Below are 16,556 nucleotides of genomic sequence, written 5' to 3'. Positions count from 1 at the left end.
CTCCAGGGAGCGATGCACGGTGGAATGGTCACCCTCGACGTTGGAGGGTGGCTCGGTCAGGACAGCGCGTGTGCTCAGGCGGGCAGCAGCACGGTGATGACTTTCTCCTCGGTGTAGGCCAGCGCGCCGCTGAACCCGCCTTCACGCCCGATACCGCTGGTCTTGACGCCGCCCCAAGGCAGGTTGGCGTCCAGCGGGCTCCAGCAGTTGATACCGACGGCGCCGGCCTTTACCGCCGCCGCCACACGGTGCGCCCTGGCCAGGTCGCCGGTCCAGACCGTGGCCGCCAGGCCGTAGGTGCTGTCGTTGGCGAGGGCGATCGCTTCGTCTTCGCTGTCGAAGGTGATCAGCGTGCCGACCGGCCCGAAAATCTCGTCCCGGGCGATGTCCATGTCGTTGCGGGCGTTGGCGAAGATCGTCGGGCGCACGAACCAGCCTTGCTCGGGCGTCGAGACACCGCCGGCCAGCAGTGTTGCCCCCTGATCGATGCCCCGTTGGATGTAGCGGTTGACGCGATCGAACTGGGCTTTCTTGGCCACCGGGCCCATCTGTACCCCGGGCTCGCGCGGGTCGCCGACGTTCACTGCGTGTGCGGCCTCGGCCAGCGCGGCGCCGAAACGCTCGGCGAGGCTGCGCTGCACCAGGATCCGTGAGCCGGCGGCACACACCTGGCCCTGGTTGGCGAACAGGCCGAGTGCACAGCCGCGCAGGGCATCGTCGAAGGACGCATCGTCGAACACAATCTGCGGGCTCTTGCCGCCCAGTTCCAGGGCCACGCGCTTGAACAGCACGCCGGCCGTGCGCTGGATTTCACGCCCGGCCTCGGGGCTGCCGGTGAAGCTGATCTTGGCCACATCCGGGTGCTCGCACAGGGCGCGACCGACTTCGTTGCCGTAGCCGGTGACCACGTTGATCACGCCGTCCGGGAAGCCGGCTTCCTGCGCCAGCAGCGCCAGGTGCAGGGCCGACTGCGGGGTTTCCTCCGAAGGCTTGACCACCACGGTACAGCCCGCCGCCAGCAACGCGGCGAGCTTCCACACGGTGATCATCAGCGGCGAGTTCCAGGGCACGATGGCACCGACTACGCCGACGGGCTCGCGCACCGTGTACGACAGGGTTTTGGTGCCGAAGTAACCGCCGGTGGGAATGGTGCGACCTTCGAGCTGATTGGCCCAGCCGGCGGCGGCGCGCAGGTTGGCGATCGCGTTGGGCAGGTCCATCCGGCGCGGTTCGATGGGCGAGCGGCCGATGGCATTGGCGTCCAGATCGGCCAGCCGTTCGCTGTCGCGCTCGACCAGGTCGGCCAGTTTCGCCAACAGTCGGCCACGCTGGGCGCCGCCGAGTTGGCTCCAGTCGCCCCTTTCCAGTTGGTGGCGTGCCGCCGCCACGGCACGTTCCACGTCTTCGCGGGTGCCACGGGCGGAGCTGCCATACACCTGCTCGGTCACGGGGTTGACCAGGTCGAAACGGCGACGGTCGAAGGCTTCGCAGGGCGTACCTTCGATGAAATGATTCAAGTGCTCAGTCATGTTGCGGTCCTCGAGTAGTGGGCAGGCTCACGCCTTAAGGGACGCCAGGGCGTCGCCGAAGATGTCCAGGGCCTTGAAGAACAGTTCGCGGGAGATCGTCAGCGAGGGCATCACGCGCATCACGTTGCTGTAGCGGCCGCAGGGGATCATCAGCACGCCGTGGTTGAGCAGGTAGCCCATCAACTGGCCGATCTTTTCGCCCGCCAGGGGCGCCTTGGTGAGCGGATCCTCGACCAGTTCGATACCGATCATCAGGCCGCGCCCGCGCACTTCGCCGACCAGCGGGCTGTTGAAGCCACGAATATGCGCCTGGGCTTCCAGCCCCAACGTGTGGGCGCGGTTGAGCAGGTCGAGTTGTGGATCCTGCAGGATGCTGATGTTGGTCAACGCCACGGCCGCCGACAACGAGTTGGCGGCAAAGGTGTTGGGCATCGAGCCGTCGGGGATCTTGGCCGCCAGGTCCGAACGCATGATCAGCCCGGCCATGGGCAGGTCGCTGCCGATGCCTTTGCCGAAGGTGAGCATGTCGGGCTTCACGCCGGAATGTTCGACCGCCCACATCTTGCCGGTGCGTCCTGCGCCGGATTGCACTTCATCGACAATCAGCAATGTGCCGCTGCGGTCGCAGGCCTGGCGCAGCAATTGCAGGAATTCCGGCGAGGGTGGCACGTAGCCGCCTTCGCCCTGGACCGGCTCCACGATCACGGCCGCCACGTCATCGGCGGCCGTGTACGGGGTGTTCAACAGGTAGTCGATGTACTCGCCGGCGATCTGCTCGGCGCTTTTGTGGGTGGTGTCGAAGGGGAAACGGTAGGCGTACGGGTAGGGCGCGTGGATCACGCCCCCCATCTGGGCACCGAAGCCCTTGCGGTAGGCCGTGCCGGTGGTCAGCGCGCCCGAGGCATGCCACACGCCGTGGTAGCCGCCATGGAAGGCGATGATCTGGTGGCGTCCGGTAATGCGCCGGGCAAACTTGATCGCGGCCTCCAGCGCATCGCTGCCGCTCTGGGTGAAGAAGGTCACGCAGTCGCCACGCAAGCCATCGGGGGCGATCTCGGAGAGCTTGGCCGCCAATTCGGTGCGCCGCGTGCTGTTGATTTCCAGTGCGTGCATCAGCACTTCGGACTGTTCGCGAATCGCCTGCACCACTTTGGGGTGGCAGCGGCCGACGCTGCTGACGCCCACGCCGGCAGACAGGTCGATGTAGGTGTTGCCGTCGGGGTCTTTGAAGGTCGCACCGAAGGCGCGGTCCATGGCCACCGGCATGCGGCCGCCGCCGCGTGCCATCGACTCGGTGCGCGCCGACAGCGCCAGGGCCTCGCGGGTCTTGGGGCCGGGCAGTGTGCCGGAGACAATGTGCGGGGCATCCGCGAAGTGCAGGGCTTGAAAGTTGGCTTCACTCATGACGGTCTCTCTGGAATGTCGATTTAAGTGTGCCGATCATCTCCGCCGCGGGTTCCCGGCCGGTAGCCCGAATCGGCACATGAGACGCGGGCATTCCAGCGCATAAACAATTTGCAGGATGTGACCGATGTGCGAGTATCAAAGGCATCGGCGATCTAAAAACAAGAATGTTGGTAGAGGCACACCCCCCAATGAAAAACCAGACGATCAGCCATTTCCGCGATATCCACGTCCACGCAGCCACCATCCAACAGTGGAGCCAGGACTACAGCCAGCTCACCGCCGGTTCGGCCGAGAGTTCGCTGATGCAACTGACGACGACCGGTTGCCACCTGTTCCTCGAGCAGATCAACCAGCGTGTGGTGCAGAACGGCGTGGCGCCTCGCGACAAGATGTGTTTTGCGGTGCCGATCAATGTGCCCGGCTCGGTTCGCATGCAGGGCCGCGAGGTGGATGACAGCAGCCTGTTCTTCCTCCACGGTGGCGAGGAGTTCATGTTCCATATGCCGATGGGCATGGAGCTTTTGTCCATTACCTTTGAGCGTGAATTGTTCGAAGAGGCGCTGGAACAGACGGCGTCGGCGAAAGAACTCAATCGGTTGCTGCGCCAACCGGTGATAAAGGTGTCTCCCCAGCGTTTCGCCCAGGCCCGGCGTCGATTGCTGGCATTGTTCTCCGAGGCCCTGGTAAACGATGACCTCGACTACACGCGCGAGCGTGAGTCGGCGCTGGAACAGGCCATGCTCGGCGAGCTGCTGCAACTGATGACCGACCCGGCCTGTGACAAGCAGCAGCGCAGCCCCAGTTCCACGCGCAGCTTTATCGTCGAGAAATGTCATCGCCTGGCCACGACCGAAATGATCAACGTGCCCAGCGTGATCGATTTGTGCCAGCGTCTCCAGGTGAGTCGGCGCACGGTGCAGAACAGCTTCCGCTCGGTCGCCGAGACCACACCGCTGAATTACCTGCGCTCAGTGAGGCTCAACGGCGTACGCCGAACCTTGATGTCTACCCGGGCATCCGAGCTGTCGATTGGGGATGCCGCCGCCCAGTGGGGCTTCTATCACCTGAGCCATTTTGCCGCGGAGTACCAGGAACTGTTCGCGCAGTTGCCGTCCCACACGACCCGCGCCGCCATTACCGGCAACGTGCGCGCCTGAACCCTAGCCTTTAGCAAGATCGGAATCAGCCTGCGTCGTCCGCTCGGGATGCGCAGGTGTTTCGCCGTGGGCGCTTGCGTTACCGATTTGGGATACCGGCACGCTGTCGGGCAGGCATAGGATCGATGCCAGCGTGCAACAAGAACGACAAGCTATTCGGTACCGGTCGACAGCCGGCTGCACCGATCCTACAGCGACTGCCTCATACAATAAGGTCAACAGCATGAGTGTATCCAACTCGATCAACAGCTCCACGGAGCTCAAGCGTGGCGCCCTGGGTGTGGGCTTTATCATCTTCTTCGTGGTATCGGCGGCAAGCCCGCTGAGTGTGATCGCCGGCGGCTTCCCCATCGGCATCATGCTGGGTAACGGCGCGGGCACCCCGGCGTTGCTGATCCTGGCCTTGCTGGTGCTGCTGGCGTTCTCGGTGGGTTACACCACCATGGCGCGCCACCTGACCAATGCCGGCGGTTTCTATGCGTTCACCGCCCGTGGGCTGGGCGGCCTGGCCGGTGGCGCGGCCGGGGTGCTGGCGATGTTTGCCTATAACATCCTGCAGGTCGGCTTGTACGGCATGTTCGGTGGGGTGGTCAGCGGCACCATGGAAGCCGCCTTCGGCCTGGTGCTGCCGTGGTGGTCCTATTCGCTGATGGCGATGGCAAGCATCGCGATCCTGGGGTATCGCAAGATCGACCTGTCCGCGCGGGTATTGTCGGTGATGGTGATCGCCGAGTACCTGGCGATCCTGGTCCTGGATTTCGCCATTCTCAAGTCCGGTGGCGACAGCGGCATCAACCTGGATTCGTTCAGCAGCCGCCATGTGTTCAGCGGCACGCCGTCAATCGGCCTGCTGTTCTGCTTCGCCGCCTTTATCGGCTTCGAGGCCACCACCATCTACGGTGAAGAAGCCCGGGACCCGCAGCGCACCATTCCGATTGCGACCTACTGCTCGGTGTTGCTGATCGGCGGTTTCTACGCGTTGTCGGTGTGGTCGATGGTGGTGGGCGTGGGTGCGGACAAGATCGTGCCGATGCTGCAGGCCTTGCAGGACCCGACCACGTTTATCTATGGCATGTCCGACCACTTTGTCGGCCCGCAACTGACCCAGGTTATCCGCGTGCTGTTCATGGTCAGCATCTATGCCGGCCTGCTGGCCTTTCACAACGCCGCCGCGCGTTACTTCTACGCCATCGGCCGTGACGGCTTGTTGCACAGCCAGTTGGGCACCACCCATCGGGTGCACCAGAGCCCGCATATGGGCTCGGCCTTGCAGAGCCTGATCTCGGCCGTGGTGGTGTTGATTTTCGCGGCGCTGGACGCCGATCCGATCCTGCAGCTGTTTGCCTGGCTGTCCAACCTGGCCACACTGTGCGTGATCCTGCTGATGGCGCTGACCTCGGCCGCGGTGCTGGTGTTCTTCCGGCGCCATCCGCAGCTCAAGGTCGGGCTCTGGCGTGGGCAGATCCTCCCCGGTTTCTCGTGCCTGGCGCTCGTGGCCGTGCTGGTGCTGGCGGTGGTGCATTTCGATGTGCTGACCGGTGCCAGCCAGCTGCTGTCCTACGGCCTCTGCGCGATCATTCCCCTGGCGTTGCTGGGCGGTGTATTTCTCGCGGCGCGGCTGCGCAAGGCGTCGCCGCAGCGGTTCCTGGCCTTGGGCAGCCACAAGCTTTAAGGCGTGGGCGGCGGTGCCTGCCTGCTCCGCCTGACCAGCAGCACGCCATTACACGCGGAAATGCCCGACCAGCTGTTGTTGGTGATTGGCCATCTGATGCAATGCGTCACTGGCCTGCGACGCCTCGTGCATGCGCCCGGCGAGTGTTTCGCTGATACCGCGGATGTCGCTGACGCGATGGCTGATATCGTCCACCACGCTGCTCTGCTCCAGGGCCGCACTGGCGATCTGCTGATTCATCTGTTCGATCACATCCACGGCCTGGGAAATATGCCCCAGCGCCACTCGGGTCTGTTGCACCTGGAGTACGCTGCCGCCGGCTTGCTCGCGGCTCAGTTGGGTGCCGTGTACCACCGCCTGGCTCAGCTGTTGCAACGTTTCGATCACTGTGCGCACCTGTTCGACCGAACTCTGGGTGTTGCTGGCCAGGTGCCTGACTTCATCGGCCACCACCGCAAAACCGCGACCCTGTTCGCCGGCCCGGGCCGCTTCGATGGCCGCATTCAACGCCAGCAGGTTGGTCTGTTGCGCGATGGCGCTGATCACGTCCAGTACCTGACCGATCTGGTTGCTGCTGTCGGCCAGGGCGTTGACTTGCTGGAGGGTGGTTTCCAGGCGTTGGTCGAGGGCCTCGATGCTGCGTTCGGCGGTGGAGAACACCGCCTGGCCTGAGCGGCTCGCGTTTTCGGCGGCGGTGGCGGCGTCGGCGGCGCTGTGGGAGTGACGGGCCACTTCCTGGGCACTGGCGCTCATTTCGTGCAACGCGGTGGCGGCCAGCTCCACTTCGCGGTATTGGCGCTGCATGCCGGCGCTGACTTCGCGGGCAATACCGGAGGAGGTGTCGGCGCTGTCGCGGGTGTCCAGGGACGCGGTCTGGATGGCGCGAATAATCGGCTGCAAGGTGTCGAGGAAACGGTTGAAACCATTGGCCAGGCGGCCCAGCTCGTCGCGTCGCCCGACGGGCAGGCGCTGGGTCAGGTCCCCGTCGCCTTCGACAATGGCATCGAGCAGCTCGGCCATCTTCAGCAATGGGCGAGTCACGCCGTAGGCCGCCAGCCAGATCAGCAGCATCCCCAGGCTGCTGGCCAGGATGCCCAGGCCAAGGTTGAGCCAATTGGACTCACGGCTTTTGTCGTCCAGTTCGCTCTGCATCTGCCGGGCGGAGGCCTGCACCCGCGACTGCGGGACCTTGATCTGCAGTTGCCAGGCTGGAGTGCCCGCTGCTGTTTGCACGGCTTGGCGGATGTCCAGGGTTTCCCCCGCGACATCGCCGCTGCGTCCCGCCACTTGACCCGAAGCCGACACCAGGGTGACCTCGCTGTCGCCCTGGTACAGGTCCTGGCTGAGGTTGGCGGCCAGTTTCTGCAAGGTGTCGAGGCTGATGTCCATGCCCACCACGCCGAGCACGTTGCCGTCGACGATCAGGGGGATGGAAATGCTGCTCATCAGGGCTTTGTGGCCTTCCACTTCGATGGTGTACGGCTCGACCACACACACCTGTCGTTGCGCCTGAGGGCAAGCGTACCAGGCGTTTGCCGGTGCGCTGCCGGGGGGCGCTGTGTTGGCGGCGATTTGTGCCTCGCTCAACACCTCCTGCACCAGTTGCCCCGGCTGGCTCTGGGACCAGTACAGCGCAAAGCGCCCGGTTTCATTCGCGGCCAGGGCGCGTTGGTCGCGCCAATCGGCGTCGCTGCCGGCCAGGGCATCGGGCAGCATGATCACGTACAGGCCGAGGACTTTTTCGCGCTGCCTGAGGGCTTCTCGGGCGATGCCGACCAGGGCTTGACGCAATTGCACGACCGTCAGGCGTCCATTGAGGGTTTGCTCGCGCAGTTGCAGAACCTGCTGGGCGAACCCTTCGCCATACAGCGCGGTTTCATTGAAAAAACGCTCCACCTGTTGGCCATGAGCCACGGCCTGGGCCTGCAAGCGTTCCAGCGCGGCCTGTGTCAGCAACGCGCTGCTCTGCTCCTTGAGCAGCTTTGCACTGGTTTGATTCTGGTAGGCGCTGGCGCCAATCAGCGCGCCCACGACTGCCAGCAGGCAAAGTCCGCTCAGCAGGGTGATACGCCATTGGAGGGTGAGATGGGTTGGACGCATGGCTGGGGCTTCCTACGGAGGCGTTGGCGGTGATGGGCACGTTCTTATTCTTGTTGCCGGCATCCGCGCATAGCACGGGTGAGGCTAGGGTGCGGGCATGACAGGCCGGGCGGCTATCCCAAATCGGCAACAGCGCGAGGAGGGATCGGGCGGCCCCGACCTGTTTTGGGGCGGGGCTTTGGATGCTACCGATTTGGGATAGCGAGCCGTTCCAGGGCGGGCATAGGATCAAATTCAGCGCGCAACTAAAACAAAACGCTAACCGGTGCCGATGCGGTGTGGTCGGGCCAACCCAAAAGCGACTGCCTCATACAATAAGGTCAACAACATGAGTGTATCTATCCCGGTCAACAGCTCTACGGAGCTCAAGCGTGGTGCCCTGGGTGTGGGCTTCATCATCTTCTTCGTGATCTCGGCGGCAAGCCCGCTCAGTGTGATCGCCGGCGGCTTCCCCATCGGCATCATGCTGGGCAACGGTGCGGGCACCCCGGCGTTGCTGATCCTGGCCTTGCTGGTGCTGCTGGCGTTCTCGGTGGGTTACACCACCATGTCGCGCCACGTGACCAATGCCGGTGGCTTTTACGCGTTCACGTCCCGTGGCCTGGGTGGCCTGGCGGGCGGTGCCGCTGGGGTGCTGGCGATGTTTGCCTATAACATCCTGCAGGTCGGGTTGTACGGGATGTTCGGTGGTGTGGTCAGTGGCACCATGGAAACCGCCTTCGGCCTGGTGCTGCCCTGGTGGGCCTACTCGCTGATGGCGATGGTGAGCATCGCGATCCTGGGCTATCGCAAGATTGACCTGTCGGCACGGGTGCTGTCGGTGGTGGTGATCGCCGAGTACCTGGCGATCCTGGTCCTGGACTTCGCCATCCTCAAGTCCGGCGGCGACAGCGGCATCAACCTGGATTCGTTCAGCAGTCATCATGTGTTCAGTGGTACGCCGTCAATCGGCTTGCTGTTCTGCTTCGCCGCCTTTATCGGCTTCGAGGCCACCACTATCTACGGCGAAGAGGCCAGGAACCCCAAGCGCAGTATCCCGATTGCCACCTACTGTTCGGTGTTGCTGATCGGCGGTTTCTACGCGTTGTCGGTGTGGTCGATGGTGGTGGGCGTGGGGGCGGACAAAATCGTGCCGCTGCTGCAGTCCCTGCAGGACCCGACCACCTTTATCTATGGCATGTCCGACCACTTTGTCGGCCCGCAACTGACCCAGATCATCCGCGTGCTGTTCATGGTCAGTATTTATGCCGGGCTGTTGGCCTTTCACAACGCCGCCGCGCGTTACTTCTACGCCATCGGCCGCGACGGCCTGTTGCACAGCCTGTTGGGCACCACCCACCGGGTGCACCAAAGCCCGCATATGGGCTCGGCGTTGCAAAGCCTGATCGCGGCGGTCGTGGTACTGATGTTTGCCGCGATGGACGCCGATCCGATCCTGCAACTGTTTGCCTGGCTGTCCAACCTGGCCACGCTGTGCGTGATCCTGTTGATGGCGCTGACCTCGGTGTCGGTGTGCGTCTACTTTCATCGCCATCCCGAGCTTAAGGTCGGGCTGCTGCGTGGACGGATCCTGCCCGGTATTTCGTGCCTGGCGCTGGTGATGGTGCTGGTGTTGGCGGTGGTGCATTTCGATGTGCTGACCGGTGCCAGCCAACTGCTGTCCTACAGCCTCTGCGCGATTATTCCGGCGGCCTTGATCATCGGCATCGTGCTCGCCGCGCGACTGCGCAACAGCTCGCCGCAACGCTTCCTGGCCTTGGGCAGCCACAAGCTTTAAGGCCCCCGCGTTTTTATCGCTCGACTAACCAGACAATCGCAGCCTGCCGTTGCTCGGCATGGCGCGCCAGCGTGTGAAAGGAAGGTTTCAAATGCACAACTATAAAATGCTCATCGATGGGATCCAGGTGGCCGGTGAAGAAGGCCGGTTCGATGTGATCAACCCGGCCACCGGGGCCGTGTTCGCCCAGTGCCCGGCCGGTTCCCTGGGGCAACTCGACCAGGCGGTGAACGCCGGGCAATTGGCCTTCAAGAGCTGGCGCCACAGCAGTCACCCTGATCGCTGTGAACGTTTGTTGGCGATTGCCGCGGATATCGAGCAGGAGGCCCCATCACTGGCCCGGCTGATTGTGCTGGAACAGGGCAAGCCATTGGAGCTGGCTTTTTCCGAGGTCATGGGCGCCGCCGCCTGGACTCGCTACGCGGCCGGGCAGGAAATTGCGGTGGAACGGGTGGAAGAAACGCCCACCCAGCGTATTGAGCTGCACCGCAAACCCTTGGGCGTGGTGGCGTCGATCACCCCCTGGAACTGGCCGTTCATGATCGCCGTCTGGCACATCATGCCGGCGCTGCGTGCCGGCAACTGCGTGATCAGCAAACCGTCGAGCCTGACGCCGCTGAGCACCCTGGGCCTGGCCGAGATCATTGCCCGGCATGTGCCCCGTGGCGTGATCAACTGCGTGACCGGCGAGCGAGGCTTCGGCAGTGCGATCACCTCGCACCCGGGGATCCAGAAGATCGTGTTCACCGGTTCCACCGCCACCGGGCAAAGCGTGATGCGCGGTGCCGCCAGCAACCTCAAGCGCCTGACCCTGGAACTCGGTGGTAACGACGCCGCCATCGTATTGCCGGGGACCTCCGTGGAGGCCGTGGCCGAGGAAATTTTCCAGGCGGCCTTTCTCAACATGGGCCAGACCTGTGCTGCGCTCAAGCGCCTGTATATCCATGAGTCGCAGTACGAGGCTTTTGCCGACGCGCTGACGCACATTGCGGCGCGCCAGGTCGTGGGCGACGGCCTGGACGCCGGTGTCACCTTCGGGCCGGTGCAGAACCTTGAGCAACTGGAACTGGTGGAGGCATTGGTCGACGACGCACGGGCACAGGGTGCGCGCGTGTTATGTGGCGGTGCGCGCCTGGACCATCCGGGCTATTTCTATCCGCCGACGCTGGTTGCAGACGTGACCGACGGCCATCGCCTGGTCGACGAAGAACAGTTCGGCCCGGTGTTGCCGTTGATTGCCTACCGGGATGTCGAGGATGTCCTGAAGCGCGCCAATGCCGGTGACATGGGCCTCGGCGGCTCGGTCTGGGGGCCGGATGTCGAGCAGGCCCAGGCCTTGGCCAGTCGCTTGGAGAGTGGTGTGGCGTGGGTCAATTGCCACGCACAGATCCAGCCGAACACGCCGTTTGGCGGCAGCAAGATGTCGGGGTTCGGTGTCGAGTTCGGTCTGGAGGGGCTGCTGGAGTTCACGGGGCAGCAACTGTTGTTTGTGCGCAAGCAGGCTGTCGAAGAAGGAGTTTGAGCCATGCGTTATCTATCCCGTCATCCCGTATTCGGTTGCACGCTTGTGTGCACCCTGACGCTCGGCGCTATCAGTCAGGTGCACGCTTATGAGCTGTACAGCGATGAGAGCCGTCACCTCAACGCCGACATGACCGCAGTGTTCGGTCAGTTCAACAGTCGCAAGAACTACGACGGCACGCCGGGCGGCTCCAGTTGGCGTGAAGGCTTTATCAAGTATGGCGTGAGTGGCGACCAGGCACTCGGCGGCAATGGCCGCGCCTACGGGGCATTTGCCCTGGTCAGCTCCGCCACGTGGGGCGATGGCGATCCGGGTGGCAACAGCGTTGGCACCGAGCGCACCACGAAGATTGAAGACGCCTACCTGGGCTGGCGCTCCGGCGACCTGTTCCCGGCACTCGGTCAGGACGGCGTGGATATTTCCGGCGGGCGCCAGGTGGTCAAGGTCGGCCGAGGGTTCCTGATCAACGACGATGGGCTGAACCCGGGCAAAGGCCCGGCGGATGGCACCTTGAACCGTGGAGGCGCCTACTACCTGGCGGCCCGGCACGCGTTCGACCAAACCGCGGTGGTGCGCCTGGGGGGGCAGGATGGCCTGCACGGCAGTGTGCTGTGGCTCAAGTCCGATAACCGTATCCAGGCCGAAACCGAACTGGCCGCCGCGACCCTGGACTACACCGCCCAGCCGGGGACGCTCGGCTTGACCTGGGTGCACGGCATGGACGTGAACGATCAATGGGCCAGCGACTTTCAACGCCAGCGCAAGGGCATGAACATCTATAGCGTGCGCGGTGAAGGCGATGCGGGCATCAAGAACGTAAGCCTGGCGTTCGAGTATGCCTGGCAGGACAAGGACGCCGGGCCAGAAAAAGCCTGGTACGGCGAAGCGGGCTACACCTTCGCCGATATCGCCTGGGCGCCCAAGGTGACGTATCGCTACACCCGCTATTCGCAGAACTGGGATGCACTGTTCACCGGCCAGAGCACGGGCTACGGCACCTGGTTCCAGGGCGAAGTGGCCGGCAATTACGCCGGGCCGTTCAACACCAATACCCGCATCCACCATGTCGGGCTGAAGGCAACCCCACTGGAAAACCTGAGCCTGGGCGCGCTGTATTTCGACTACGCCACCGTGCGCAAAAGCAACGCGTTGAACCTCGATGGCCGTGAGTTGGATGTGTACGCCGAGTGGGCGGTCAACCCGCACTTGATCATCACCCCGCTGGTGGGGCTGTACACACCCAGGCAGGACGCGACCACCGGGGGCAATCAGGTCGGCGGCAACGGCACCAACCTGTACAGCCAGTTGACGGTGGCCGTGCCGTTCTGAACATGACGCCTAGGGGGCGGTGTGGCTCGGCGGGTTGCGCATGTTTTCGGCAATCCGCCGGGTGGTGTCCATGACCATTTCGATTACGGTTTCCTGGCGCAGCAGCTTGAAGTTCTGGGTGGTGCCGACGGCCGACAGGCTGCCGACCACCTCGTCGAGGTCCGCCTGGATGATCGGCGCAGCGATACCGGTCAGGCCCAGGTTGAGTTCGTCGTGGGTCAGGCAGTAGCCGTCCTTGCGGATTTTTTTCGCGGCCCTGGAGAAGCCCGCCCAGTCATACGGGCTGTCCGGGTCGTTGGCCATGTGCTCGTCGAACAGGCGTTGCAGGCGACGTCCTTTCTGGAAGGCGATCAAGACCTTCGATTGTGCCCCGCGGAAAAACGGCAGCGGTTGCCCGCGCCCGAACGCGAAGTGATAGGTGTCGGTGGGTTCGGCGATGTAGGTGTTGATGATGCGCCCGTCGTAAAACACGCTGGCGAACACCGCCAGGCCCGTTTGCGCCGACAGCTCGTGCATCAGCTCGCGCCCGGCGAGAAGGATCGGGTCGTACTGGCGCATCATCCAGTCCAGCTCGATGACCCGCGGGCCCAGGCCGTAGCTGCCGGCGTCCACGCGGGTCAGCAGGCCGGCGTCACACAAATCCTTGACGTAGCGGTACACGGTCGCCCGTGACAGGCCCATGCGCTCGGCAATGGTGTCGGGGTCGATCTTCAGCATTTGCGGACCGAACAGGTCGAGGATGCTCAGCAATTTGCTCAGGCTGCTCATTGTGTTCCTAAAAAAAAGGGAAGGGCGCTTGTGGCGTCCCCACGGGGAGCCGGTTGCCCAAGCGCTGGCGCAACACTACCGCAGTGAGAGAAAAACGCAATCGCGGGTTAGCTTTTGAGGCTACTAAAATCTCATAAATCTCATTAAGTGAGAAAAACACACATAAAGTTCTTGTTGGTTGCGGATTTGTATGTGATAAATCTCATCACTGCAAATGCTCAAGCAAGAGGGCTGAAAATGAATGGTGCGCAACTGATAGTGAATGCGGCAGCGGCAAGCGGTATCGAGTACTGCTTCGCCAACCCCGGGACCACCGAGATTCCCCTGGTGGCCGCCATGGCCAGCGCACCTGCTCTCAAGCCGGTGTTGTCGCTGTTCGAAGGGGTCTGCACGGGGGCTGCGGACGGCTATGGCCGGATCGCCGGCAAGCCGGCCATGACCCTGACCCACCTGGGGCCGGGCTTTGCCAATGGCATCGCCAACCTGCACAACGCGCGTCGGGCCAATACGCCGATCGTCAACGTCATCGGCGATCACGCCTCCTGGCATGTCAACTACGATCCGCCCTTGGCCAGCGACATCCAGGCCCTGGCCGGTGCCGTTTCCGGTTGGGTGCGCACCTCGCGCACCGCTGCCGGTATCGGTGAGGATCTGCAGGAAGCCGTGCGTGCGGCCTGGCAGGCCAAAGGCCAGATCGCCAGCCTGATCCTGCCCATGGACCTGCAGGCCCACGCAGTGACCCATAACGGTGTATTCGCCCCTCTGCGCGCACCGGTTCGTCGGTTTGCCGGTGACCGGATCGAAACCGTGGCGCAGGCATTGCGTGACGGCCAGCGGCTGGTGTTTATCGTCGGCGATGAGGGCTTGTCGGTCGCCGGCCTGGAAGCGGCGGGGCGCCTGGCACAACTGCCCGGCGTACGCCTGTTTGCCGAGACCTTTCCGCGCCTGAGCTACCGTGGCGGTGGCTTGCCCGACCTGGATCGCCTGCCGTATTTCCCGGAAGTGGCGATTGAAATCCTTGAGCAGTACGACCTGGTCATCTGTGCGGGCGTGCCGGAGCCCATCAGTTATTTTGGCTACGAAGGCATCCCGTCGCGCCTCGCCGAGCGTGAGCGCCTGCTGAGCCTGGCCGAGGTCGGTGACGATGTCGCCGGCGCGTTGACGGCGCTGGCCGATGCCCTGGCTGCACCGGCCTACGTGCCGACGCCGGAGGGGATCGAACTGCCGCCCGGCCATGCCGAACTGACACCGCAGTCCATTGGCCAAGTGCTGGCCGCGTCACTGCCCCACGACAGCATTGTCTCGGTCGAGGGCGGCACCTGCGGCTACCCGTTCTTTACCGCCTCCGCCCGCGCCGCGCGGCATCGGGTATTGACCAATACCGGTGGCGCGATCGGCCAGGGGATTCCGGTGGGCTTCGGCGCCGCCTTGGCGGAACGCGGCAATAGCGTGTTTTGCCTGCAATCCGACGGCAGCGCCCAGTACACCATCCAGACCCTGTGGAGCATCGCCCGCGAGCAGTTGCCGGTGGTGATCCTGATTGCCGCCAACCATCGCTACGCGATTTTGCAGAACGAACTGCGCCGTTTCGGCATGACCGAAATGGACCCCCAGGCCCTGCGCCTGACCGTGCTCGACAACCCGCGTATCGACTGGAAGGCCCTGGCCAAGGGCTACGGAGTACCGGCCTGCACGGTCCAGACCAATGCCGAACTGCAACGGGCCCTGGCCAATGCCAAGGCCGACCGTGGCCCTTGCCTGATCGAAATGGCGCTGTGAAGGAGTCGACTATGCATCAGCCCGAATTATTACCTGCCGTCCAGGCATTCCTGGCGCAGCCCGGTCGCCTGTTTATCGGCGGCACCTGGCAGGACGCCGCCGGCGGTCGTCGCTTTGCCGTGGAAAACCCGGCCACCGAACAGACCCTGGCCGAAGTCGCCCAAGGCGATGAACGCGATGTGAATGCGGCCGTCGCGGCCGCCCGCGCAGCCTTTACCGGCACGTGGGCCTTGCAGTCACCGGCGCAGCGCGGCCTGTTGCTGTTTCGCCTAGCCGATCTGTTGGACCAGCACCGCGAGGAGCTGGCGCAACTGATCACCCTGGAGAACGGCAAGCCTATCGCCAACGCGCGCGGTGAGGCGGCCAGCGCGGCAAACATCATTCGCTACTTCGCCGGCTGGCCCACCAAGATCGAAGGCAGCACGCTGCCCGTATCCCCGGCCAGCGGCGCGCCGATGCTCAACTATACGTTGCGCGAACCGGTGGGGGTCTGCGCGCTGATCGTGCCGTGGAACTTCCCGTTGACCATGTGCGTGTGGAAGCTCGGCCCGGCGTTGGCCACCGGTTGCGTGGCGGTGCTCAAGCCCGCCGAGCAGACCCCGCTGGTCGCGATCCGCCTGGTGCAACTGATCGAGGCCGCAGGTTTCCCCGCCGGCGTCGTCAACCTGGTCACCGGCCTGGGCGCCGACACGGGGGCACCACTGGCACAGCACCCCGAGGTGGACAAGATCGCCTTTACCGGCTCGACCCAGGTCGGGCGGCTGATCGCCCAGGCGGCTACCCGCAACATGAAAAAGGTCTCGCTGGAACTGGGCGGCAAGTCGCCGAACATCATCCTGCCCGACGCCGACATCGTGCGCGCCGCCAAGGGGGCTGCCGATGGGATTTTCTACAACCAGGGCCAGGTGTGCACGGCTGGCTCGCGCCTGTATGTGCACGCCAGTGTGCTCGACCAGGTGCTCGGAGAATTGCAGCGCCATGCCGCCGCCTATGTGCTGGGCAATGGCCTGGACCCGGCCAACAGCATGGGGCCGTTGGTGTCCGCGCGGCAGTTGAACACCGTCAAGGGTTACCTGCAGCGGGGCCAGGAAGAGGGCGCCGAACTGATCTGCGGCGGCGGCCGTCCCGAGCACCTGGAGCATGGGCATTTCATTCAACCGAGCGTGTTCCTCGACCGTGCCGAGCGCGCCTGCGTGGCCCGCGAAGAAATCTTCGGCCCGGTACTGACCGTCATGAGCTGGACCGACATCGACGACCTGGTGCTGCGCGCCAACGATTCGCCGTATGGCCTCGCCGCCGGCCTGTGGACCCGCGACCTGCGTTCGGCGCACCGCGTGGCGGCACAGCTCAAGGCCGGCTCGGTATGGATCAACTGTTGGAACGTGGTCGATCCCTCTTCACCGTTCGGTGGCTACAAACAATCCGGCTGGGGCCGGGAAATGGGCAAGAACGTGATCGATGCCTACACCGAGACCAAAAGCGTGTTTGTCGATCTGGCCTGAACTGAATAATCACA

10 protein-coding genes and 2 pseudogenes are annotated in these 16,556 nt (G+C 64.0%); 7 read left to right on the top strand and 5 right to left on the bottom strand.

Features of this window, described 5'->3' with window-relative positions; genetic code table 11:
* Positions 1 to 74 precede the first annotated feature (74 nt).
* Both AC07OT_RS02330 and AC07OT_RS02325 read right to left on the bottom strand, forming a co-directional pair.
* Positions 75 to 1,529: an aldehyde dehydrogenase family protein gene (locus tag AC07OT_RS02330; protein ID WP_098479422.1), complete on the bottom strand. Its 1,455-nt coding sequence runs from the start codon at positions 1,527 to 1,529 to the stop codon at positions 75 to 77.
* 27 nt (positions 1,530 to 1,556) lie between these two features.
* Positions 1,557 to 2,933: an aspartate aminotransferase family protein gene (locus tag AC07OT_RS02325; RefSeq protein WP_065927426.1), complete on the bottom strand. Its 1,377-nt coding sequence runs from the start codon at positions 2,931 to 2,933 to the stop codon at positions 1,557 to 1,559.
* Positions 2,934 to 3,124: 191 nt separating this feature from the next.
* Between AC07OT_RS02325 and AC07OT_RS02320 the strand changes: the two genes are divergently transcribed.
* A complete protein-coding gene (locus tag AC07OT_RS02320) occupies positions 3,125 to 4,093 on the top strand; it encodes a helix-turn-helix domain-containing protein (protein ID WP_065927427.1) in 969 nt (322 codons plus the stop codon).
* Between the two features lie 223 nt (positions 4,094 to 4,316).
* Positions 4,317 to 5,765, top strand: coding sequence for an APC family permease (locus AC07OT_RS02315; protein ID WP_495107328.1), 1,449 nt, complete (start codon positions 4,317 to 4,319; stop codon positions 5,763 to 5,765).
* 48 nt (positions 5,766 to 5,813) lie between these two features.
* Here AC07OT_RS02315 and AC07OT_RS02310 read toward each other — a convergent pair.
* Positions 5,814 to 6,356, bottom strand: a pseudogene (locus AC07OT_RS02310) (methyl-accepting chemotaxis protein); the annotation flags it as partial.
* Positions 6,357 to 6,671: 315 nt separating this feature from the next.
* Positions 6,672 to 7,481: pseudogene (locus tag AC07OT_RS02305) on the bottom strand (HAMP domain-containing protein); the annotation flags it as partial.
* Between the two features lie 712 nt (positions 7,482 to 8,193).
* On the opposite strand from AC07OT_RS02305, the gene AC07OT_RS02300 reads away from it, so the two are divergent.
* The 3 genes from AC07OT_RS02300 (at position 8,194) to AC07OT_RS02290 (ending at position 12,493) form a co-directional block, all read left to right on the top strand.
* On the top strand, positions 8,194 to 9,642 hold the full coding sequence (locus tag AC07OT_RS02300; RefSeq protein ID WP_495107327.1) for an APC family permease: 1,449 nt from the start codon (positions 8,194 to 8,196) through the stop codon (positions 9,640 to 9,642).
* 91 nt (positions 9,643 to 9,733) lie between these two features.
* Positions 9,734 to 11,164, top strand: a complete 1,431-nt coding sequence (locus AC07OT_RS02295) for an aldehyde dehydrogenase family protein (protein ID WP_495107326.1) — start codon at positions 9,734 to 9,736, stop codon at positions 11,162 to 11,164.
* 3 nt (positions 11,165 to 11,167) lie between these two features.
* Positions 11,168 to 12,493, top strand: a complete 1,326-nt coding sequence (locus tag AC07OT_RS02290) for a hypothetical protein (RefSeq protein ID WP_495107325.1) — start codon at positions 11,168 to 11,170, stop codon at positions 12,491 to 12,493.
* Positions 12,494 to 12,502: 9 nt separating this feature from the next.
* Here the strand turns inward: AC07OT_RS02290 and AC07OT_RS02285 are convergent, their stop codons facing one another.
* The gene (locus tag AC07OT_RS02285) at positions 12,503 to 13,261 is read right to left on the bottom strand and encodes an IclR family transcriptional regulator (protein WP_065941646.1); all 759 of its coding nucleotides are present in this window, start codon (positions 13,259 to 13,261) and stop codon (positions 12,503 to 12,505) included.
* Positions 13,262 to 13,498: 237 nt separating this feature from the next.
* On the opposite strand from AC07OT_RS02285, the gene AC07OT_RS02280 reads away from it, so the two are divergent.
* Together AC07OT_RS02280 and AC07OT_RS02275 are read left to right on the top strand one after the other, a co-directional pair.
* Complete coding sequence (locus AC07OT_RS02280; protein ID WP_495107324.1) at positions 13,499 to 15,040, top strand: acetolactate synthase large subunit; 1,542 nt, start codon at positions 13,499 to 13,501, stop codon at positions 15,038 to 15,040.
* A gap of 11 nt (positions 15,041 to 15,051) precedes the next feature.
* Positions 15,052 to 16,542, top strand: a complete 1,491-nt coding sequence (locus AC07OT_RS02275) for an aldehyde dehydrogenase family protein (protein ID WP_495107323.1) — start codon at positions 15,052 to 15,054, stop codon at positions 16,540 to 16,542.
* Positions 16,543 to 16,556 lie beyond the last annotated feature (14 nt).

Source organism: Pseudomonas sp. GW821-FHT09C10, assembly GCF_059418085.1.
Note: the sequence above shows the minus strand (reverse complement) of the source record. Positions and strands in the feature narration are given on the sequence as shown.